The organism is Herpetosiphon sp. NSE202 (assembly GCF_042688385.1).
Taxonomy (GTDB): Bacteria; Chloroflexota; Chloroflexia; order Chloroflexales; family Herpetosiphonaceae; genus Herpetosiphon.
The window spans coordinates 85,696-106,571 of sequence record NZ_JBHUPY010000025.1 but is presented as its reverse complement, the minus strand read 5'-3'; the positions used below and the strand labels follow the sequence as shown (position 1 = coordinate 106,571).

At 51.3% G+C, this 20,876-nt stretch carries 18 protein-coding genes; 14 read left to right on the top strand and 4 right to left on the bottom strand.

Going from position 1 to position 20,876, the window contains the following annotated elements; genetic code table 11:
* Positions 1 to 510: 510 nt before the first annotated feature.
* The 6 genes from ACFMKP_RS23060 (at position 511) to hutH (ending at position 8,414) form a co-directional block, all read left to right on the top strand.
* Complete coding sequence (locus ACFMKP_RS23060; RefSeq protein ID WP_382295708.1) at positions 511 to 1,275, top strand: hypothetical protein; 765 nt, start codon at positions 511 to 513, stop codon at positions 1,273 to 1,275.
* A gap of 269 nt (positions 1,276 to 1,544) precedes the next feature.
* Complete coding sequence (locus tag ACFMKP_RS23055; RefSeq protein WP_382295705.1) at positions 1,545 to 2,507, top strand: ATP-binding cassette domain-containing protein; 963 nt, start codon at positions 1,545 to 1,547, stop codon at positions 2,505 to 2,507.
* An 11-nt stretch (positions 2,508 to 2,518) separates the two neighbouring features.
* Complete coding sequence (locus ACFMKP_RS23050) at positions 2,519 to 3,280, top strand: ABC transporter permease (RefSeq protein WP_204755141.1); 762 nt, start codon at positions 2,519 to 2,521, stop codon at positions 3,278 to 3,280.
* A 379-nt stretch (positions 3,281 to 3,659) separates the two neighbouring features.
* Positions 3,660 to 5,003: a glycosyltransferase gene (locus ACFMKP_RS23045; RefSeq protein WP_382295702.1), complete on the top strand. Its 1,344-nt coding sequence runs from the start codon at positions 3,660 to 3,662 to the stop codon at positions 5,001 to 5,003.
* A gap of 194 nt (positions 5,004 to 5,197) precedes the next feature.
* Positions 5,198 to 6,694: a class I adenylate-forming enzyme family protein gene (locus ACFMKP_RS23040; RefSeq protein WP_382295699.1), complete on the top strand. Its 1,497-nt coding sequence runs from the start codon at positions 5,198 to 5,200 to the stop codon at positions 6,692 to 6,694.
* A gap of 61 nt (positions 6,695 to 6,755) precedes the next feature.
* Positions 6,756 to 8,414 (top strand): histidine ammonia-lyase, encoded by a 1,659-nt coding sequence (hutH, locus tag ACFMKP_RS23035; protein WP_382295696.1) that lies wholly within the window; start codon positions 6,756 to 6,758, stop codon positions 8,412 to 8,414.
* 122 nt (positions 8,415 to 8,536) lie between these two features.
* Here the strand turns inward: hutH and ACFMKP_RS23030 are convergent, their stop codons facing one another.
* Together ACFMKP_RS23030 and ACFMKP_RS23025 are read right to left on the bottom strand one after the other, a co-directional pair.
* Positions 8,537 to 8,908, bottom strand: coding sequence for a VOC family protein (locus tag ACFMKP_RS23030; RefSeq protein ID WP_382295694.1), 372 nt, complete (start codon positions 8,906 to 8,908; stop codon positions 8,537 to 8,539).
* Positions 8,909 to 8,961: 53 nt separating this feature from the next.
* Positions 8,962 to 9,912 carry a helix-turn-helix transcriptional regulator gene (locus tag ACFMKP_RS23025; RefSeq protein WP_382295692.1) on the bottom strand — a complete coding sequence of 317 codons (951 nt, stop codon included), beginning with the start codon at positions 9,910 to 9,912 and terminating at the stop codon, positions 8,962 to 8,964.
* A 137-nt stretch (positions 9,913 to 10,049) separates the two neighbouring features.
* On the opposite strand from ACFMKP_RS23025, the gene ACFMKP_RS23020 reads away from it, so the two are divergent.
* From ACFMKP_RS23020 to ACFMKP_RS23005, 4 genes are all read left to right on the top strand, one after another.
* On the top strand, positions 10,050 to 11,582 hold the full coding sequence (locus ACFMKP_RS23020; RefSeq protein ID WP_382295689.1) for a serine hydrolase domain-containing protein: 1,533 nt from the start codon (positions 10,050 to 10,052) through the stop codon (positions 11,580 to 11,582).
* A 155-nt stretch (positions 11,583 to 11,737) separates the two neighbouring features.
* Entirely contained in the window at positions 11,738 to 12,775 is a 1,038-nt protein-coding gene (locus ACFMKP_RS23015; protein WP_382295686.1) for a hypothetical protein, read from the top strand.
* A 172-nt stretch (positions 12,776 to 12,947) separates the two neighbouring features.
* Positions 12,948 to 13,970 carry a hypothetical protein gene (locus ACFMKP_RS23010; RefSeq protein ID WP_382295683.1) on the top strand — a complete coding sequence of 341 codons (1,023 nt, stop codon included), beginning with the start codon at positions 12,948 to 12,950 and terminating at the stop codon, positions 13,968 to 13,970.
* Positions 13,971 to 14,078: 108 nt separating this feature from the next.
* Positions 14,079 to 16,034, top strand: a complete 1,956-nt coding sequence (locus ACFMKP_RS23005) for a potassium transporter Kup (protein WP_382295680.1) — start codon at positions 14,079 to 14,081, stop codon at positions 16,032 to 16,034.
* A 66-nt stretch (positions 16,035 to 16,100) separates the two neighbouring features.
* Here ACFMKP_RS23005 and ACFMKP_RS23000 read toward each other — a convergent pair whose 3' ends face one another.
* Together ACFMKP_RS23000 and ACFMKP_RS22995 are read right to left on the bottom strand one after the other, a co-directional pair.
* The gene (locus ACFMKP_RS23000) at positions 16,101 to 16,394 is read right to left on the bottom strand and encodes an FtsX-like permease family protein (RefSeq protein WP_382295677.1); all 294 of its coding nucleotides are present in this window, start codon (positions 16,392 to 16,394) and stop codon (positions 16,101 to 16,103) included.
* A 94-nt stretch (positions 16,395 to 16,488) separates the two neighbouring features.
* Positions 16,489 to 17,304 carry a M15 family metallopeptidase gene (locus ACFMKP_RS22995; protein ID WP_382295674.1) on the bottom strand — a complete coding sequence of 272 codons (816 nt, stop codon included), beginning with the start codon at positions 17,302 to 17,304 and terminating at the stop codon, positions 16,489 to 16,491.
* A gap of 69 nt (positions 17,305 to 17,373) precedes the next feature.
* On the opposite strand from ACFMKP_RS22995, the gene ACFMKP_RS22990 reads away from it, so the two are divergent.
* The 4 genes from ACFMKP_RS22990 (at position 17,374) to ACFMKP_RS22975 (ending at position 20,782) form a co-directional block, all read left to right on the top strand.
* Positions 17,374 to 18,054: a response regulator transcription factor gene (locus ACFMKP_RS22990; protein WP_382295671.1), complete on the top strand. Its 681-nt coding sequence runs from the start codon at positions 17,374 to 17,376 to the stop codon at positions 18,052 to 18,054.
* Positions 18,047 to 19,165 carry a sensor histidine kinase gene (locus tag ACFMKP_RS22985; protein ID WP_382295668.1) on the top strand — a complete coding sequence of 373 codons (1,119 nt, stop codon included), beginning with the start codon at positions 18,047 to 18,049 and terminating at the stop codon, positions 19,163 to 19,165. The genes ACFMKP_RS22990 and ACFMKP_RS22985 overlap by 8 nt, the downstream gene beginning before the upstream one ends.
* Positions 19,166 to 19,330: 165 nt before the next feature.
* Positions 19,331 to 19,648: a hypothetical protein gene (locus ACFMKP_RS22980; RefSeq protein ID WP_382295665.1), complete on the top strand. Its 318-nt coding sequence runs from the start codon at positions 19,331 to 19,333 to the stop codon at positions 19,646 to 19,648.
* A 240-nt stretch (positions 19,649 to 19,888) separates the two neighbouring features.
* Positions 19,889 to 20,782, top strand: a complete 894-nt coding sequence (locus ACFMKP_RS22975) for a (2Fe-2S)-binding protein (RefSeq protein WP_382295662.1) — start codon at positions 19,889 to 19,891, stop codon at positions 20,780 to 20,782.
* The last annotated feature ends 94 nt before the right edge of the window (positions 20,783 to 20,876 follow it).

The following is a 20,876-nucleotide window of genomic DNA, read 5'->3' as shown; positions in this document are numbered from 1 at the left end:
TAGGCAGGCTTGCTATTTACTAGTGATCGAATTATGCAGCCGATTCTTGGCTCTTGCATAATTTATTTTCTTAGGTTATTATCCCCGCTGTGTGCTAAGATTCGTTAATTTTAAGATTAATTTGTTGACCTATATGCATCAGCATAAATCAGCCCTAAGACTCATTAATTTTGGTGCTATTTGTGAGAATTAATTGCAAAAATGGTCATAAGCAGATTCTCCAAACGCTCCAAATTAATTAAGCTAACATCGTATAGTTTAATCGATTCAATCTCAATTAATTAAGCTAACATCGTATAGTTTAATCAGCCAGCGCACTATTTTAGGGCTATCAGCTGCCGGATACCAGTGTTATCAGCCAAAGCTGCGTCGCAGAACTACGTTATTTTCTCAGCTTCGGTGGTGATACCAAACACATGCTGACCATGGCGAGGGTCACTGGGCAAGCAAGTAGATTGAGGATGTTAGCTGGGTTAGCTAGCCAATCAATTGAGGAGTAACAACGACAGCATGAATATTTTTGAACGATTCCGCATCATCGGGCTGGGTTTGCAGGCCACCAAACAGATCATGACGTTGATTGAACATGCAACCCTTGAACCTCGTTCGCCAACAGCAAGCGCCGATGCTGATTCGCTGAGCGTTGGCACATTGTTGGTTCCTGTAACCGATAGTGTGGCCAAAGTTGCCGTGTTATATGGCTTGAGTGGCCTGAGTGCCTTGCTCAACGCAGTTAAATCTGGCGATGATGTCGCCAATCCGCAAGCCCAGGTTGCTTGGGGTGCGTTTCAAAAATCGCAGGTTAATGCGGGCCAAGTTTGGCGGATTCTGACCTATAGCTTGGTTCACCCCAGTTTTGCCCAAGCCTTGCGCGAGAGTGCTGCAATGGGGATTTTGGGCACAGCAACCACCCGTTTTCAATCATTCAGCTTAGCGTTTTCGGCAGTGCGGCTGGGCATTTTTGTGCCATTGCTGGTTACTGCGCCTCAAGCAGACAACGACACAGTGCTCATCAACATGTCTGGTTCTTCCTATTGTCTGCTTGGGGTCTTTTTGGCCTCACTCGCGACCGACCGCGACCGGCTGAGTGTGCACTCCCAAAGCGATGTTTTGGCGGCAACTGGCTTGGGTGTGTTGAGCACTCAAATGCTAGTGCGGCTCTTACGCTCAAGCGGTCAAACCCGTAAAGCTGGTTTGGCTTCGTTGGGCGCAGGCATTGTGAGCACCGTAATTATGCAGATTGTGCGGCGAGTTAATGCCAATAAAGCTGAGTAGTCGCGGCGCTTTGCAGCTATTTCTCATGCTCAAATGCTGGAAATGCTCCCAGCGCTTATCCTACGCGCCATTCATTGCAACATTCTAGCTTTGGCGTACTTGCAACCCTGATCCACATCGTTGGGCGAACCAGCTGGCTTGATTTTGCCGCAGGTTCGCCGCCAATTCCTCGTCGTTGTTTGGTTGCTCAGGCAACATATCCAGCAGGCGGTCGAGGCTTCCAATGCAGAAAACTGGCTATCCCACCTGAACCTCAACGGAGCAGCTTGATGATTATTCTTGAAACCAAGGAATTGGCCAAAAGTTTTCGCGTGCGCGGACGCTTAGTCGAAGCCGTCAAAGGCGTAACGATGAGTGTTCAAGCAGGCGAGATTTTTGGATTTCTCGGGCCGAATGGGGCTGGCAAAACCACAACCATGCGCATGCTAACCACGTTGCTTAAACCGAGCAGTGGCCAAGCAACCATTGCTGGCATTGATCTTTTTACCAATTCGCGCCAAGTTCGCGAAAAAATTGGCTATGTGAGCCAAGCTGGGGGCGCTGAAGGCGCATCGACGGCGCGAGAAAATTTAATCTTGCAAGGTCGTTTTTATGGCCTGAGCTTGCCCGATGCGGTGGCACGGGCCAAAGAGCTACTTGCGGCGCTTGATCTTGAGCAAATTGCCGATCGCCCAAGCAGCAGTTACTCCGGTGGCCAACGCCGCCGCCTCGATTTGGCGCTGGGCATGGTCCATAAGCCAAAATTGTTATTGCTCGACGAACCAACTGCCGCGCTTGACCCGCAAAGTCGGGCTTGGTTGTGGACGGAGGTGCGGCGGCTGAACGCTGAAGGCACAACCGTTTTTATGACTACCCATTATCTCGATGAAGCCGATGCACTGTGTCAGCGGTTAGCAATTATCGATGATGGGCGGATTGTGGTTGAAGGCACGCCCGATGCGCTCAAACGCCAGATTGTTGGCGATACAATCACGCTTGGCTTGCAATTTCAGCCCGAAACTGGCCAGCAGGTTCAAGCGCTGTTACAAGAACAGAGCTATATCCACTCGCTCGAATACGATGAGCAAGCAATTCGCTTGGTTGTTGATCGAGGCGCAGAGGCACTGCCGAAGATTCTCCGACTGATTGATGATGCCAATGTGCATGTGCAAACGGTCGAGCTTTCGCGCCCATCGCTTGATGATGTATTTCTTAAGCAAACTGGTCGTTCATTACGCGAGTCTGCCAACTAAGAGGATATTCAATGCAATCGCTCCGTGATACATGGTTGCTGTTTAAGCATTATTTCACCATGACCATGCGCAACCCAGTGATGGTTATTGTCGGCCTTTTTCAGCCAATTGTGCAACTGCTACTCTTTGCCCCGTTGCTAGAGCCAATCGCCAATACCGAGGGCTTTCCCGAGGGCGGCGCAATTGGCGTGTTTACGCCTGGTTTGCTAGTGATGTTGGGCATTACTGGTGCATTGTTCGTGGTGTTTGGCTTTATTGCTGAGCTGCGCGCTGGCGTTTTGGAACGCATGCGGGTTACGCCGCTGAGTCGTTTGGCCTTGGTGCTTGGGCGTTTGCTGCGCGATGTGGTGATGTTGCTGCTGCAAGCTGCGGTGCTGGTTGGCGTGGCATGGCTCATGGGTCTGCGCGCTGATCCTGCTGGGGTTGCGCTGTCAATGCTGATTGTGGTGCTGCTTGGTTTGCTGGTTTCGTCGTGCTCCTATGCTGTCGCGCTCATTTTGCAAGATGAAAATGCGGTGGCTTCGGTGCTCAACTTTTTGATTTTGCCAATTTTATTGCTCTCGGGCATTACCTTGCCGCTTACTTTAGCCCCAAACTGGATTCAAAATGTGGCGGGTGTTAATCCATTTGCCTATGCGGTTGATGCCTCACGGGCCTTATTCATTGGCCAGTTTAGCAATCCGGCGGTTTGGCAAGGCTTTGTGGTGATGGGTGTCTTAGCATTTTTGGGTGTTTTCTGGGCTGTGCGTTCGTTCCGCCAAGGAGTTGCCTAGCACGATTGATCCCCTCACCCCCCGACCCCCTCTCCCACTGAATGCGGGCGAGGGGGAGCATCCGTGGTTCGCCAAGGAATTGGGAGAGAACCACGCGGTTAAAGCCCCTCGCCCGCGCCACGGGAGAGGGGTTGGGGTGAGGGGATCTTAACACCTACCCTTGTAAGCTGCCCCCCGCTCCCACGGAACGCGGGCGAGGGGGAACCGACCATTTTTCGTCAAGGAATTGCGGGGGAAGCATAAAGGTAAAGCCCCTCGCCCGCGCCACGGGAGAGGGGTTGGGGTGAGGGGATCTTAACCAAAAAGCTCCTTGCCCGCGCATGGGCTAGGGGTGAGGGAATCGCAACGCATACAATCGCTACCTATGGAGCATGTTTGAATGGCGACAATTGTAATCAGTATGTTTCCCGAAGAAGGCCATCTTATTCCCAGTTTTAAGCTTGGCAAACACTTAAAGGCCCAAGGCCACCAAGTGTATTATTTGGCGCTGGCCGATTTTGAGGCCTATGTTCGCAGCCAAGGCTTTGACTATTTGGCCTTATTGCCAGAAGAATTTCCGCTCGGCTTTCGGGCGCAACAAATTGAACGAATTGCCACAACCAGCGGCAGAAGCTTCTTGCGAGAGGTTTCACACACGCCATTTTATCGGGCCTTATGCCAAACGGTGCTTGAACCGCAAAACCCGATCAAAGCCAGTTTGCTTGAAGTTGGCGCTGATCTCTGTCTTATCGACGGCTTTATGGCTCCGCTAAGCTTGATGGTTCGGAATATGGGGATTGCAGTGGTGAGTTTGAGCATTAATATTAACTTGCCGCAAGCAGCCAATTATCCGCCAGTTGTGACCAATATTATTCCCGATGCAACCCCAGCCTCGCCTTCCAAGGCCAGCATGGCCTGGAAATTTAGTGGAATTGCGGTCAAAATAACCAATCTCTTGGTGGGCTTTAATTTCCAAAAAGAGCTGACCAAGGTTGCGACCCATTTTGGCTTCCCAGCCGATCTGATTGTTCCAGCCGCCTTGTTTCCACGGCTGCGACCACAGCTGGAGATTCCAGAAATTGTGCTTTGTCCCCAGGCCTTTGATTTTCCACGACCAAATGTTGAGCAAGGTATTTTCTACTGCGAAGCATCGATCGATCTTGATCGCCAAGAAGCAGCCTTTGATTGGTCGCAGATTGACCCAAGCAAACCGCTGATTTTCTGCACCTTAGGCAGCCAAAGCCATATCTACAAGCAGAGCCGGCGCTTTTTTCAAACCGTCATCGATACCTTGCGCGAGCATCCCGAGTGGCAGTTGATTATGGCGCTTGGTTCAAAATTTCAAGCCCACGAATTTCACGATGTGCCAGCGAATGTTCAGCTGCTGCAATGGGCTTCAGTGGAGCAAATTCTGCCGCGCGCTAGCGTGATGATTACTCACGGTGGGGTTGGCGCAGTCAAGGAATGTTTGTATTTCAACCTGCCGATGCTGGTTTTTCCTGGTAATCGCGATCAACCGGGTTATGCTGCGCGGGTTGTCTACCATGGGCTGGGCTTGATGGGCGCAATGGCGAAAGTGTCGGCCCAAAGCCTCGCAACAATGCTCACCGATGTCATTCAAAACCCCAGTTTCAAGCAACGGGTCACGGAAATGGGCGCAGAATTTCGTGCGCTGGAAGCTTCGATGCCTGCGCTTGAACTGATTCAAAGCAAATTACCCAATAGCCGCACGGTTGCCTCGTAACCCTTGCCAGCAGCAAGGTTGGCTCACCCAACCGGCGCGAGATATTCACTGTCATTTGAGTTCACCGCTCGTGAGGTTCTGAAAGGCTGTGGCATGCTGCCACCACGATCAAGAGCCTCCTATGCCGTGCCTTGCAACTCCATTTGAAGGTTGGCTCCGCCCAACCATAACGCTATAAGGGAAGCATACAGCAGATGAATATTGCCCAGCATCTTGAAAAAGCGCAACGCCAAACGCCCAATAACATCGCCCTGATCTTTGAAAATAGCCGTTATAGCTACCAAGAACTTGACCAATTGGCCAACCAAGTGGCAAATGGCTTGAGCGAGCTTGGGATTCAGGTTGGTCAGCGAGTAGCGTTATTCTTGCCCAATATTCCCGAGTTTATGTTTGGCTACCTTGGAATTATTAAACTGGGGGCGATTGCCGTTTCGCTGAATGTGCAACTTCAGAGCGCAGAGATTCAATTTATTGTTAACGATAGCCAAGCCACAGCGATTATTACAACGCCTGAATTAGCCCGCCTGATTCCAATTGACGCTTGCCCAAGCCTCAAACATGTATTGGTTACTGGCGATGCTAATTCGGCTGATAGTTTCGCTGGCCTGATGCAGCAATCCTCAAATCACTATCAAGCACGAACGATGCAAGCGCACGATCCAGCTGCAATTGTCTATTCATCGGGAACGACTGGTTTTCCCAAGGGCGTAACGCTTTCGCATAACAATATTATTTCGAATATGCAGGCCAAAAATCGCTATTGTGATATGCGATCTACTGATAGATTATTATTATGCGTACCACTCTTTCACTGTTTTGGCCAAAATGCAATTTTTAATAGTGCGCTGAATGCAGGCGCAACGATTGTGTTGCACCGTAGTTTCAACCTCGATTTGGTTATTCGTTCAATTCAAGCCGATCAGGTGACGATGTTTTTTGGCGTACCAACCATCTATTTGCTCTTACTGAATAAAACTGAGCCTGAGCAATTGCGGCCTGTACGTTATTTCTTCTCTGGCGCAGCAATTTTGCCAGTCGAAATTGCTCAGCGTTGGCAGGCAAAATATAAGCTGCCAATTTATGAAGGCTATGGCTTAACCGAAACCTCCCCATTTGCTGCCTACAATCATAGTTCTCGCTATCAATTAGGCTCGGTTGGTACGCCAATCGAGAATGTTGACATAAAAATCGTCGATCTTGAAACAGATGTCGAAGTGCTGCCTGATCAGGTTGGCGAAATTATTATCCGTGGCCCGAACGTCATGCTCGGCTATTGGAATAATCCAGCTGCAACCGAGCAAGCGATTCGCAATGGCTGGTTTCATACTGGCGACTTGGGCAAAAAAGACCAGCATGGCTATCTCTTCATCGTCGATCGCTTGAAAGATATGATCAATGTTGCTGGGCTTAAAGTTTATCCCGCTGAAGTTGAAAATGTCATTTTCCAAATCCCAGAGATTGCGGAAGTTGCTGTCTATGGGGTTGCTGATGCCATCACTGGTGAACGAGTTGAGGCCCAAGTGGTCTTCAAACCAAATCAGCAGTGCACAATTCAAGAAATTATCGCCTTTTGTCGCAAGCACATGGCGAGTTTCAAAGTGCCCACCGCAATTAAGGTTGTTGATTCAATTCCCAAAAACCCGACCGGCAAAGTGTTAAAGCGGCTCTTACGCAACGAGGCAGGAGCCTAGGTTCGAAAGGTTTAGGACAATGTTAGAGCGACTATCAACCAATTCATCGTCGGAGAACCCTATGCGCAATCAAGTAACCCTAACAGGAGCAGGCCTAACCATTGAGGATGTTGTTCGAGTAGCCCGCCATCATGCAACCGTGGGCCTCAGCGATCATCCTGATATTGTGAACCGGATTACTGCCTCGTGTGCCTATATTAATGATGCAGTCAAAGCGAGCAAGCCAGTGTATGGCGTGACGACTGGATTTGGGGGCATGGCCGATGTAGTTATTTCACCAGAAGAAGCCGCCGATTTGCAGAATAACGCAATTTGGTATCACAAAACTGGCGCTGGCAAATTATTGCCCTTGGCCGATGTGCGGGCTGCCATGTTGCTGCGCGCCAATTCGCATATGCGCGGGGTTTCGGGCATTCGGCTGGAAATTATTCAACGCATGATGACCTTTTTAAATGCCAATGTTACGCCACATGTGCGTGAATTTGGCTCAATTGGCGCGAGCGGCGATCTGGTGCCATTGATCAGCATTACAGGGGCCTTGCTTGGCACTGATGCAGCGTTTCGGGTCGATTTTGATGGCGAGGAAATGGATTGTATCTCGGCCTTGGAACGCCTCAATTTGCCGCGCATGCAATTGTTGCCCAAAGAAGGTTTGGCAATGATGAATGGCACTTCGGTGATGACTGGGATTGCCTCCAATGTGTTGCACGATGCGCGCAACTTGCTGGGCTTGGCCTTGAATATTCATGGTTTGATGATTCAAGGTTTGCAAGGCACCAATCAATCGTTCCACCCATTTATTCATGCCCACAAAGCCCATACTGGCCAAGTTTGGGCCGCCGACCATATGTTGCAAATTCTCGATGGCTCGGTGTTATCGCGCGATGAACTTGATGGTCGGCACGAATATCGCGAAGGCGATTTGATTCAAGATCGCTATTCGTTGCGCTGTTTGCCGCAGTTTTTGGGGCCAATTATCGATGGCATGGCCTATATTACCCATCATTTGCGGGTTGAAATTAATTCGGCCAACGATAATCCCTTGATTAATACCGAAGATCAAGCCAGCTATCATGGCGGCAATTTCCTCGGCCAATATATTGGCGTTGGCATGGATCAATTGCGCTATTACATGGGGTTGATGGCCAAACACCTTGATGTGCAAATTGCCTTGTTGGTTTCGCCACAATTCAATAATGGCTTGCCAGCCTCGTTGGTCGGCAACTCCAGCCGCAAAGTCAATATGGGCCTCAAGGGTTTGCAAATTTCGGGCAACTCGATTATGCCTGTGCTGGGCTTTTTGGGCAACTCGTTGGCCGATCGCTTCCCAACCCACGCTGAGCAATTTAATCAAAATATCAATAGTCAAGGCTTTGGTTCGGCCAACTTGGCGCGCCAAACGATCGAAACCTTGCAACAATATATTGCAATTGCCTTAATTTTTGGGGTGCAAGCTGTTGATTTACGTACCTATAAAATTGCTGGCCACTATAATGCAGTTGAAACGCTTTCGCCAATGACGGCCAAACTCTACACTGCCATGCGCGAAGTGGTTGGCCGACCTGCATCGCACGAACGCCCCTACATTTGGAACGACGATGAACAAGCGCTCGACCAACATATTAGTGCAATCGTCAGCGATATTACCAATGATGGGATTATTCCGCAGGCGATTCAGCAGACCCTTGATAGTTTACGTTCGATTATTTTATTTGCCTAAAATGTGATTTAAGCCAAAAACCTCTTGCTCATTCGCGGGCGAGGGGTTTTTGGCTTGGAGTATTCAATCGAAGCTATACAGGCGCGCTGATATGTTCAGCGCGCCTGCGTGGCGTAGCTATTTTAGTTGGCGGCTGGTTGGTGCAAGCCAATTCGGTTGCCTTCGGTATCGATAAAAATTGCCATCCAGCCTTGCGGGCCGATTGGGGTTTTATCGAGCACGACCGTGCCGCCTGCTGGAGCAATCCGCGCGACGATTTGCTCCAGTTCTTGACCAGCATTAATGTAAATCAAGGTGCCACCACTGGCGGGCGTTGCATCGTGAGGAGCTACAATTGCTCCACCTACGCCACGCTGATCGGCAGCGAAAAAGCCATGCGGAATGCCCATGAAATCGTCTTCGCGAATATCTTGCGCGAGGATGGTGCTGTAAAAACCGACGGCGCGTGAGAAATCGGTAGCTGGAATCTCAAACCAAGTAATTGCGTTGTGCATATGTCCTCCTGAAAATCGATATGCACTGAGCATAACTCGGCTGAGTGACAACCCTATGTCAGTAGCAATTTAGTATTTTGGTAATTTTCCAACATTCGTTCAACTTCGATGGCAAGCCGCTGGCGCAGCGAATCTGGCTCCAAGATTTGGACATGCGCACCCCAACTGAGCAGCCATTGGGTAACATCATGTTCGTTGCGGGCAAGCAATGTTACGAGCAATCCAGCGTCACATGGCTCGTGAGCCACCGCATAAAACGACGGTTCCTCGCGCACCCAAGCCGCACTTTCAGGGTCAAACAACACTCTGATGCGCAACGTGCGATCATTGCGTTGATCCTCGTCGAGGCTAAAGTTGCTAGGCCGTTCAAAGCTGTTGCTCATAACGCGTAACTCGGCTATGCGCTCAATCCGAAAGGCACGAATAGCTTGACGTAACAAGCAAAACCCAATGATGTACCAACTTTTACCCGTGTGAATTAAGCCATATGGATTGACTTCGCGCTCAAGTGCAGCAGCTCCGTGGCGGGCTTGATAAGTCATGCGTATTCGTTGTTTGGCCACGATTGCGCGTCGGAGTTGGGGCAAGAGGCTGGTTTCGTGCTGGTTGGCTGCACCACCTGGCACAAATCGAATCGTGGCCCTGAGCGATTTGACCTCGGCGCGTTGTTGCTCTGGCAGTGCGCCAGCGATTTTGCGTGCGGCGGCATGAGCCGCTTGGCGATACTCAGCATCGAAGCTTGCGGCCATCAGGTCGGCTCCCAAGAGCAACATCATTGCCTCATCGGGGCTAAAACGCAGCGGTGGCAGAAAATAGCCTTCAACCAGCGAATAGCCTTGGCCTGCTGCGGCCACCACAGGCACGCCAGCTTCACAGAGCGCCTGAATATCACGATAAATCGTGCGCTTGCTGATCTCGAAGGTTTTGGCTAAATCCTCGGCGCGCCGTCGCCCGTGCGCCTGCAACTCCAGCACAATTGCGAGCAAACGGTCGGTTCGGTTCATGGCAGTTCTCCAACGATCTATCCAACAGGTCAATTCATTCTACGCGAGGAATTTGCTGCTGTCATATTGCTGCAACTTTGGCTTTGGTGGCACCGTCTCAGGCGATGGGCGATTGTTTGTCATCCAAGGAGCAGCACGTGATTGCCAAATCTTCTTCATCAAAGCATTCGATGTGGGCTGGGCGCGGCGCAAATGTTCGTTATTATCGTTGGCTGTGTTTGTTGGCATTAATCGGCATGCTTTTGGCGCTGAGCCAGCGGGCGGTTGCTGCCCAAAGCATTGATGAGCAAACGCTCAGCGGCATCGATGCCTATATTAATCGTCAGATGGATGATTTGCGCATTCCAGGCTTGGCCTTGGCGATTGTCCATGGCGATCAGATTGTTGTGGCCAAAGGCTATGGCATTGCCAATCCTCAAGGCGTTGTCGTCACTCCTCAGATGCTGTTTAGTATTGGCTCGTTGACAAAATCGTTTACCGCAATCGCGATTATGCAGCTTGTCGAGGATGGCACACTGGAGCTTGATGCGCCAGTCCAGCGCTACTTGCCATGGTTTCAAGTAGCCGATCCCGTTGCTTCTGCATCAATTACGCTGCGTCATTTGGTAACGCATACTAGCGGACTGCCACGTGATTTGGAATCATCTGGCAAGGCTGAGGATGCGACCAACCCTCTGCGTTTAGAACAGCGTTTGCGCGAACTTAACGCAATGCCGCTTGAGGTTGCGCTTGGTAGTTATAGCTATAGCAATGCAGGCTATATGCTGCTCGCCATGATTATTCAACAGGTGACAGGCCAAAGCTATGAAGCATATCTGACCACGCATGTGTTTGAGCCGTTGGGCATGAGCCAGAGTTTTGGCTCGATCGATGCCGCACGGCAAGCGCAGCCAGCAACTGGCTATCGCTATTGGTTTGGCCAACCAGTCGCCGCAGCCGAGCCAGCCTATCGCAGCGGCCCGGGCAATGGTGGTTTGTATGCGAGTGTCAACGATATGGGGCGCTATCTGATTGCGCAGCTCAATCAAGGGCGGCTTGGCAACGCGGCAATTCTCTCGCCTGCGGGCATGGCAACCCTGCATCAACCAGCGGTTGAACGGGCTGGCGGTTGGTATGCCATGGGCTGGGGCGTGAGCCAAACCAATGGTCGAACCCTGCTCAGCCATAGTGGCCAGACCTACAATTATTTTGCGCGCATGGTGCTTGTGCCGGAACAAGCTTGGGGCGTGGTGGTGCTGCAAAATTCGCAATATACGGTGCGCTTGCTTGCTGGCGACCTTCGCCAAGATGCGCTTGCCGATGGCGTTGTGAGCATATTGCTTGGCGAAACCCTCGTTGATCCACCAAGTTCAAGCATGTTTTGGTTGATTTATGCTGGCTTTGGCTTGCTGATCGTTGTCCAGCTCGCAGGCATTGTTCGGGCTAGCCGAATTCGGCGGCGCACCCAGCCAGCAATGCGGCGTAGCTGGTGGCGCATTGGTCTGCCACTCGCGGGCAATCTGCTTTGGGCCGGATTGATGCTCCTTGGCTTGCCAGCGGTCGTTAATTTGACCGAGGTCGGCTACCAAATTCCCGATTTGACGGCAATTCTGTTGGCGAGTGGCGGTCTTGCTTTGGGCTGGAGCATCATCCGAATTATGTGGGTTGTGCGAGCAAACACTAATTTATAACTATACAAATAATTCTGTAGAACAGAATAAATACTATACATAAATGCGCAGCTGCTGACACGTTGTGATGCCAAAGCCTCAAGCAGTTACTTAAACCTCACCATCAGTAGGCTATACTAGCGTCAAGGATGTTGCATTGATTTGGAGGTGGGGCAATGGCTGGTGTTAATGAATACGAACTTCTTACGCAAAATATCTATGCTGAGTTAACAACACGATTTGCTGAAGATGATCCCCATGTGAGCGTCTCACTCCAAGGAAAGGGTGTGAACTGGTCATGTACTATCCAAGCAGCAAAGCGCGCATGTAAGATTAGCGTTTATCCAAGGGAGGCGATGCCCTATTGGATCGGATTCCAGAACGCCGATACCAGTGTTGCCGATGGCTGGACAGCGCACGCCAGCGATCTGTATTTGCCAATTGCTGCATGGTTGCATGGTGCTGATCGCGCTGAATTATATACCCGTGGCGAATTTATTGATCGGGAGATTCGTGCCCTCGGTGATCTTGAAGCTAAGCTTATTGAGCATGATCACGCCCTAAGCGCAATGCTCAGGCATGAGCTCCAACCCTTTAGTAAGCGAGCGTATGATTTGGTCGCACAAAATCCCACGCGGAGTTGTCGCATCAAATTTTATGGCCACAATGAACTGCCCGATGCACATTTTCTCTGGGATGACTGCCCACTCTTTCAATTTCCGGTGACCCAGAGTGCTGATCTTGCTGTAATGCTACGGCGCTGGCTGATCGATTCGGCGGCACCGAGCGCCCTAGAACAAGAATTTCCATGGCTTTCAGTTGGGAAACTGGCACATTACTATGAAGGTGGGCAAGGGATTGAAGGCGAGTTTATCGTGAGCTGGGATCGCATGGCTGTGTTTTACACCAACTTCAATTGGCCGATGGCGCCGATTGGGCATCGCTTCGTCGGAATATTGCGAGATGCAGGCTATGATCGACTTTTTCGGGCAGGCCAATCCTTAGTCACCTTAGTCCTGTCACGATCACGGCGGCATAATTTACGCATGGAGCAGGCGAGTATCAGTTTCCTCTTTTATGCAGATGCGACAATGAATGTGACGCTCAATAAGATTGGGGGCCGTAAGGAGCATGTGTTCTACCGCCTCCCCGTTGCTCTAACGCCAAACCTCAGGCAGATGCTCGACCAGTTTGCCCGCCAAGCGATCGATTGAATGCGTGGGGCGCATTGCGCTAGAGATCAATATTTATATTTGGGCTGTAAGTGGGCAATAATGTCGATTACTTGTCATAATAGGTTAGCCATTTAAGCGCAGGTTGCTATCCCAAAATTGCACTTTTAACGTATACTGTTGCGCGTGCAATTGTTCACATGGGAGGCGACCAGTGCCAAGTAAAATTGACCCCAATGATTGGGATGCGAACTTTTCGGCTAAAGGGCCGCGTCAACAAGGCCCACTCGGTGTTTTGCTGCAAACCTTATTAGTGCTTGGGATTGCTGGTGGCTTAGGCTATGGGGTTTGGCTGCTGAATCAGAGCCTTGATGAGCAAAATGCCGCCAATAATGCAACGGCCACAGCGGTTGCGCCAACAATGTTTGCCCGGGCAACCCAACGTGCGCTCCAAGCAACCCAAGCGGCAATTCCAACCGCAACCCCCAATTTGCCGCTTGGTCGTTCGTTGGCCACAACGCCCTTACGTTTTGAGCCAGATGAACGCTCAAGCTCGAAGGGGAATATTAACCCCAACGATAGCCTGCAATATATCGAATCACGCGAGGTTAATGGAGTCCTTTGGTGGAATGTTCGGCTCGCTGAGCGCGCTAACACCGATTTGCCCGCTGCCGAGCTTGGAACTAACGGCTGGGTTGTGGGCACGACGGTGACTGAGCCAAGCGCACCGCCGCCAGTTGTGAGCGATGCAACGGCTGTGCCTGCTGGCCCAGTTGACCTGCCAACCGCGCCAATCGACCCAAGCAGCGTGATTTTGACCCGCAATAGCAACACCAATATGAGTGTCTCGCATCCACAGGCTTGGACTGAATATACGATTGGTGACGATCTGGCAGTCTTTTTCTCAACCGCAACTGATGGTGAGCAAGGGATCTTGGCCCGCAAGGTCATTGGCAAAAGCAATGATGCCGCTGGCATTCAATCGGCGATTGAGGAAACGCTTAATCTCTTGGCTGCGCCGAATACCCAACGCGAATATGTGATCAATGCCTCTGAAGGAACCGTGAAATTTGTGCGGCTTGTACGTGGGCAAGAAGCAAAAATGCAGGCATTTGTCACGGTCAAGCCCGGCCCTGGTGGTAGTTTGGGCGTGATCGTTGGCTTTGTGCCCGAATCTGGTTATGCAGCGAATGAAGCTCTTTTGCAGCAAATGACCCGCAGTGCAATTGTGCAATAAAGACGCTCAGCAGGTGGCTTGTGCCTAGCAGCACCTGCTTTTTAATAGTGGCATATGCTATGCTATGCGATTGAACGAATGTCGCAGTTTAAAGGCGGTTAACCATCTATGGCACACGAGGCAAAGCAACCAATTGATCAGGCAGCCAACCAGCATGACGATCATACTCATGACCATGGCTCGCATCACCGTCCAGCGCCGACCGGGCGTTATCTCGCGCTGCTTTCCTTGTCGGCGCTGGGCATCGTCTACGGCGATATTGGTACCTCACCACTGTATGCAATGCGCGAAAGCTTCCACGCTGGCCATGGCCTCGCCCTGACCCCAGCCAATATCCTTGGGGTGGTATCGCTGATTTTCTGGGCCTTGGTTACGGTTGTTACGATTAAGTATTTGATCTTTATCGTCAAGGCCGATAACCGCGGTGAGGGCGGCATTTTGGCGCTCACCGCGTTGGCAACGCCAATTAAGCAGATTGGTACAACGGGTAAAAAATGGGTGGTGTTGTTGGGGGTTTTTGGCGCGGCGCTGCTCTATGGCGACGGCATTATTACCCCAGCGATCTCGGTGCTCAGTTCGATTGAGGGCTTGAATGTCGCGACAGACTTCTTTCAACCTTATATTATTCCGCTGACTATTCTGATCTTGATTGGGTTGTTTTTGATTCAGCGTTTTGGCACAGCTCTCGTTGGCAAGCTGTTTGGGCCAATTACCTTGCTGTGGTTTACGGTGCTGGCTGTGCTTGGGATCGTCAATATTATTCACGAGCCAGGCGTAATTCGGGCGATTAACCCGCTCTATGGCTGGGAGTTTTTTCAGAATAACGGCTGGAAGGGCTTTCTGGTGCTGGGCAGTGTGTTCTTGGTGGTAACCGGCGGCGAAGCGCTCTACGCTGACATGGGCCATTTTGGGCGGCGACCAATTCGCATCGCTTGGTATGTGGTGGTGCTGCCAGCCTTGTTGCTCAACTATATGGGCCAAGCTGCACTGCTGATTCGCGAGCCAGAAGCGGTCGAAAATTCGTTTTTTCGCATGGCTCCCTCATGGGCCTTGTACCCGTTGGTTATTCTGGCCACGCTGGCAACCGTGATTGCCTCGCAGGCGCTGATCTCGGGGGCGTTTTCGATTACGATGCAAGCCAGCCAATTGGGCTTTTTGCCGCGAACCCGCACCTTGCACACCTCGCGCACCGAATATGGCCAAATCTATATTCCAGTGGTTAACTGGCTATTGATGGTTGCTTGTATTCTGGTCGTGATTGCCTTCCAAACTTCATCGAATTTGGCTGCTGCCTATGGAATTGCAGTTACTTCGACGATGGCAATTACCTCGATTATTTTCTATGTGGTAGCCCGCGAACACTGGGGTTGGAGTGCCTTGAAGGCTGGCTCGCTGACTGGCTTCTTTTTGGTGATTGATATGGGCTTTTTGATTGCCAATGCGGTCAAAATTCCCCATGGTGGCTGGTTCCCCTTGGTGGTTGCAGTGGTCTTATTTACGATCATGACGACTTGGAAGCGTGGTCAGCATCTGGTCTCCGAACGCGCCAGTAGCGATCAATTGCTTTCTGAGTTGACCAACCGTATTGCCCACGATCCGCCGGTGCGCGTGCCAGGAACCGCGATTTTCCTCAGTGCGCGGCGTGATGGTGCACCTGAAGCGTTGTTGGCCAACATGCGCCACAACGGGGTGCTGCACCAACATATTCTCTTGGTGACGGTTGAATATCGCCAAGTGCCGCACGTTGAAGAGCACGAGCGCTTTTTGGTGGGCGAGGCCAGCCATGGGTTCCGCACCTTGACGATTTTCTTTGGCTTTATGGAAGATCCCGATGTGCCGAATGCTTTGGCCAAGGCGGTCATCCCTGGGCTTCCATTCGATCCCGAGCAAACCACCTATTTTGTCAATCGGACGAAGGTGATTGCAACCAAGCAATTGCCTGGCATGGCGCTTTGGCGCGAACGGTTGTATGCAGTGATGTTGCAAAACTCAACTAGCGCCGCCGATTTCTTCAGCCTGCCGCCAACGTCAACCATCGAGATTGGCACCCGGGTCGAGGTCTAAACTGCTGCTTAATCGCTCGAATGTACAGGCTTGTGGAATGTTTGCCACAAGCCTGTTGGGTTTAATCTAGCTGTATTCAGTTTTGATTGTTTCGATAATGTTGTCGTTGCCAAATTGATAACAGAGAAAACCACTAAGCGCAATTGCCAGCGACAGCCCATACAGCAGCGCAGTTAGGCCATAAAACAAACTTTCGTAACGTAGCATGTCGGCAAATCCTGCTTGGGTTAGCCCAACTAATCGGAGCATGGCAATTTCGCGTCGCCACAGTTTGATGCTGGTATCAAGGGTGTTGAGCATGTTGATTAAGCCAATCAGGGTAATTAAACTGAGAAACCCATAGAAAAATAAACTTGTCATAAGATTTTGCAGTGCTTGACTGCGATTGGCTTCTGCTCTGGTTTACCGTGAGAATTTCCACGATTTCTCCTCCAAACATGCTGGTTGGTTCAGATCATGGCTGCATTCGTGGATCGTGGGTTGGGTCGAGATACATTTCTGGGCAGCCCGCTTCAATTGCTTCTGCACGATATTCGTAGTGCCAAACTTCGTTTCCATAGATTTGACATAATCCAAAATTATCACCATGTTGAATCAGCCAATCGAGGGCTTTGTAGGGGCCAATATCGACCGCCAAGCCAGCAACATGGGTCGATGTTGCTGGGCTAGCAACCCAACGGGCAGCCTCGGCCTCAGAACCATAGTTAATGATTGCCTCTTGTAACAGTTGATTCTGATAGGCTGGAGAACGCCAGCCACTGGTTACATTGAACACAACATCATTTTCGGCAGCGTCGTTGGCTGCTTGGCGCAGCGCATTCAACAGGGTTGGGTCAAGGTTGGCGATTGCTGGCAGATCGCTATCGAACACGGTTGTGCCCTCTGGCACTATGCCATCAGCAATCCCAATTTCGCCATTTTGGGCAAACTGCGGCGGATCGTTGGGCGGTGCGGCCATTTCGCTGATCGGAGTTGGCTCGCTGGTTGCTTCAAGCTGCGGCGTGGCGGTTGCTGGCACTGCGGTTGCAGCAGCTGGCTGCGGCGATGGCAGTTGCGATTGGGCGGTTTCGGTCGGTAGGTCGTCGATCAGAATCGCGGTTTGGTCGAACCCTGGCATACGAAGTTGGAAGCTGCGGAATGCGCCAAACGCTGCGACGCTGAGCAATCCGGCTACGAGCAACCAGAGAATCCGACGAGTTGAATTTTGGGTTGGTTTGTGATACATCATGGCGCTAGGGTAGCGCGGTTGATGTTGCCAGAACGTATCCAATTTTCAATATGCTGCTGATATGCTTGGGCTGCTATACTGTGCGCTATTAACCAACAGGAGCATTTGCCCATGCGGGTCTTAATTGTTGAAGATGAACCTTATTTAGCCGAGGCAATTCGTGATGGCCTGCGTTTGGCCGCCATTGCCGCCGATATTGCCGGCGATGGCGATACAGCGCTGGAGTTATTAGATCTCAATCCCTACGATATTGTGGTGCTTGACCGCGATATTCCTGGCCCTTCTGGCGATGAAATTGCCAAATTAATTGTTGCCTCTGGCAGTGGCATGCCGATTCTGATGTTGACTGCTGCCGATCGGCTTGATGACAAGGCTTCTGGGTTTGAACTTGGCGCTGACGATTACTTGACCAAGCCATTTGCGCTGCAAGAATTGGTGTTGCGGCTGCGTGCGCTTGATCGACGGCGTGCTCATAATCGGCCACCAGTGCGCGAGCTTGCTGGCTTGCGGCTCGATGTTTTTCGCCGCGAGGTCTATCGCGATGGCCGCTATATTGCGCTGACCCGCAAGCAATTTGCGGTGCTTGAGGTGCTAGTGGCAACCGAAGGCGGAATTGTGAGCGCCGAAGAGTTGTTGGAACGCGCTTGGGATGAACATGCCGACCCGTTTACCAACGCTGTGCGGATTACCGTCTCTGGCTTGCGCAAACGGCTGGGTGAGCCATGGTTGATCGCGACGGTGCCTGGAGTTGGTTATCGAATTGACATAAATGACGGGGCCGAACGTGGCTAGGCCTGATGGATTGAGCGTTCGGCTCAAGCTGACGATTAGCTATGCAGGCCTGTTAATCTTTGCCGGAATTTTGATGGTGGCGGCAATCGGGGTCTTTTATTATGTGCCTGATGCGGCGATTACCGCGCTTGGGCGCTATGTTCCCGACATGTTGCGGGAGCCTGTTGCCCGCGCCTCTGCGGTTTTATCATTCTTATGGCTTTTTGGCCTGGTTGGCGGCTGGTTTTTGGCTGGGCGTATGCTGGCTCCCTTGGCGCGGATTACTGATGCCACCCGCAAGGTTGCCAGCGGTTCGCTGACCCATCGCATTAGCTTAGAAGGCAGCAATGATGAGTTTCGCGAACTTGCCGATAGTTTTGATGCAATGCTGGTGCGGCTCGAAGCCCATGTTGGCGAACAGCGCCGCTTTGCCGCCAATGCCTCGCATGAATTGCGCACACCTTTGGCGATTACCCAAACCTTGCTTGATGTGGCGCGCAGCGACCCAAATCGCATTACCACCGAGCTGATCGAGCGCTTGCATACGGTCAATGCGCGCGCAATCAACTTAACTGAAGCTTTGCTGATGCTTAGTCGCGCCGATCAGCGCTCGTTTACGCCTGAACCTGTTGATCTCTCGTTGATTGCCGACGAAGCGACTGAAACCTTATTGCCGCTGGCGGAACAACGCGGTCTGAGCATCGAAACATTTGGCGAGCTAGCGCCGACCATCGGCTCAGCGCCACTTTTGCTGCAAGTGACCATGAACCTTGTGCATAACGCAATTGTGCATAATCTGCCAGAACGGGGCTGGATTTGGGTCACAACTAGCGTCGAGCATAACATGGTGTTGCTGAAGGTCGAGAACAGTGGCGAGCAGCTTAGCCCGAGTGTGGTGGCGACGCTGGTGGAGCCGTTTCGCCGTGGTAGCGAGCGCATCCAGAAGAGCCATGCTGGCGTTGGGCTTGGCTTGGCGATTGTTAAAAGTATTGTTCAAGCCCACGATGGCATGCTTACGCTGTCACCACGCGCGGCAGGTGGGCTATGCGTGAGCGTGCAACTTCCGCTGCATGTGGATCATGATCTAGCGCTCGCCGCGCCAACCGCTGCGCAACCAGCCTCAGTGTGCTGAATTAAATAAAGTTTATAATCCGAATTATTCTGCGAAACAGAAAAAGAAATCGAATTAATCCCAAGGATTGTTATACACTAGAAGAACTGCCGAATTACATTATTAATTCAGCAGTTCTCAGCTTTTTAGAGCGGCTATCAGACCACAATCCAAGGGAGGCTTAACATGGATATTCCCTACAAGATCTACGATATGGTGATTCGAGGGGGTACGATGGTTTGTGCAGAAATTCCATTGCCTGCTGAATCGACCCGTCAGGCATTCATTGGTGTCTATCCTCTAACCAATAATGAATTTAATATTCGCTATTTCGAAGTGGAACGGCATTTAATTGAGATCAATGATGATATTGGGGAATTTTCATTATTGAATAAGGAGTGGTATCGGAATGTCACGGCAGACGAACTGTGGATCGTCCTCAGCAAATGGCTGGACGATTTCAACGATCTCGTCCAACCATACCGCAATGATTATCCGATTTAAGTTGTGCGCGCATATCCTCAACCAATTAGCATTGCGTTTCCTCACGCCAACCAAGCGCGCTAGTTGACAAGACAACCTTGGCTGACTATACTAGCGCGGAATAAAAACAGTTTTCTCCGTGTAAACAGACTCTATTTTTTATTCAAGCAACCAAGACCAGCAACGTGCCAACGATGGATGGTGCGAGGCTGGGCTTAGCTTTTTTACTGCGCCCGCTGGTGGGCAGCCAAGGAGCCATCTATGCTAACCCAAGATTCGCAGCCACTGGTCGTCGACTCGGCTTGGTCGCCTTTAGCGGCAACCATTGCACGAGTTTCCGCCCTCGATTCACTCTTGGCGGCGGTGGTGCTGCCAGCGCCAACAGCAGATTGGCTGCGGATTAGCGATTTGCTTGATCCAACTGCGCAGCCTGTTTGGTTCGATGAATTGCTCACGCAGATTATGGCTCGCTACAGTTTACGTGAGCGCCGCACTGCGGCAACCTTTCTCTTCGGTTCGTATGCTTGGTATGTCATGGCCTCGGCGATTGCAAGCTATCTAAGCGACCGCCGCGTGCCCTCGATTGCCATTGAGGATATGGCGATTCGCTTTGATGTGCATGGCGACGAGCCACATATCCAAGTTGCGCTGCTTACGCCTGGCTTTGCTGCGTTGCCCGATGATCCTGCCGCCAACCAGCCAATGGTGACCGTTTGCGCCAATCTTGACGAACTGCGCGAACACCTGCGCAACCAGATTGAAACCCATATGCAGGTCATAATTAACTTTTTATCCACCCAAGTACGCTCAGGCCCGCGTGGCCAGTGGAATATGGTGGCCGATACCTGCGCAGAAATTGCCCTCTGGATTGGCCATCAGATGGGTGATCAAGAACTGGCTTGTGCTGAAGCATTAAGTTTGATCAAAGTAGCTGGCTCGCCGATGCGCCCTAGCCCAACCCGCTATATGACCCTTACCGAGGGCGATCACTGCGAAACGTTTCGGATGCGCGGCAGTTGCTGCTTGTTTTACAAAATACCAACCACGAATAATTGTAATACCTGCCCGTTATTGTCGGAAGACGAGCGGATCGAGCGCTTACGGACGTGGATGCAGCATGATCATAATCACGATCATGATCATAGCCATAACTAAACGCAGCCTCAAAGCACTTGCCAATGATCTGGCTACGTGCCGTTCCAATCTCTATCGATGCCTGCGCTGGGTTCGTTCCAGCGCCATAAAGCCC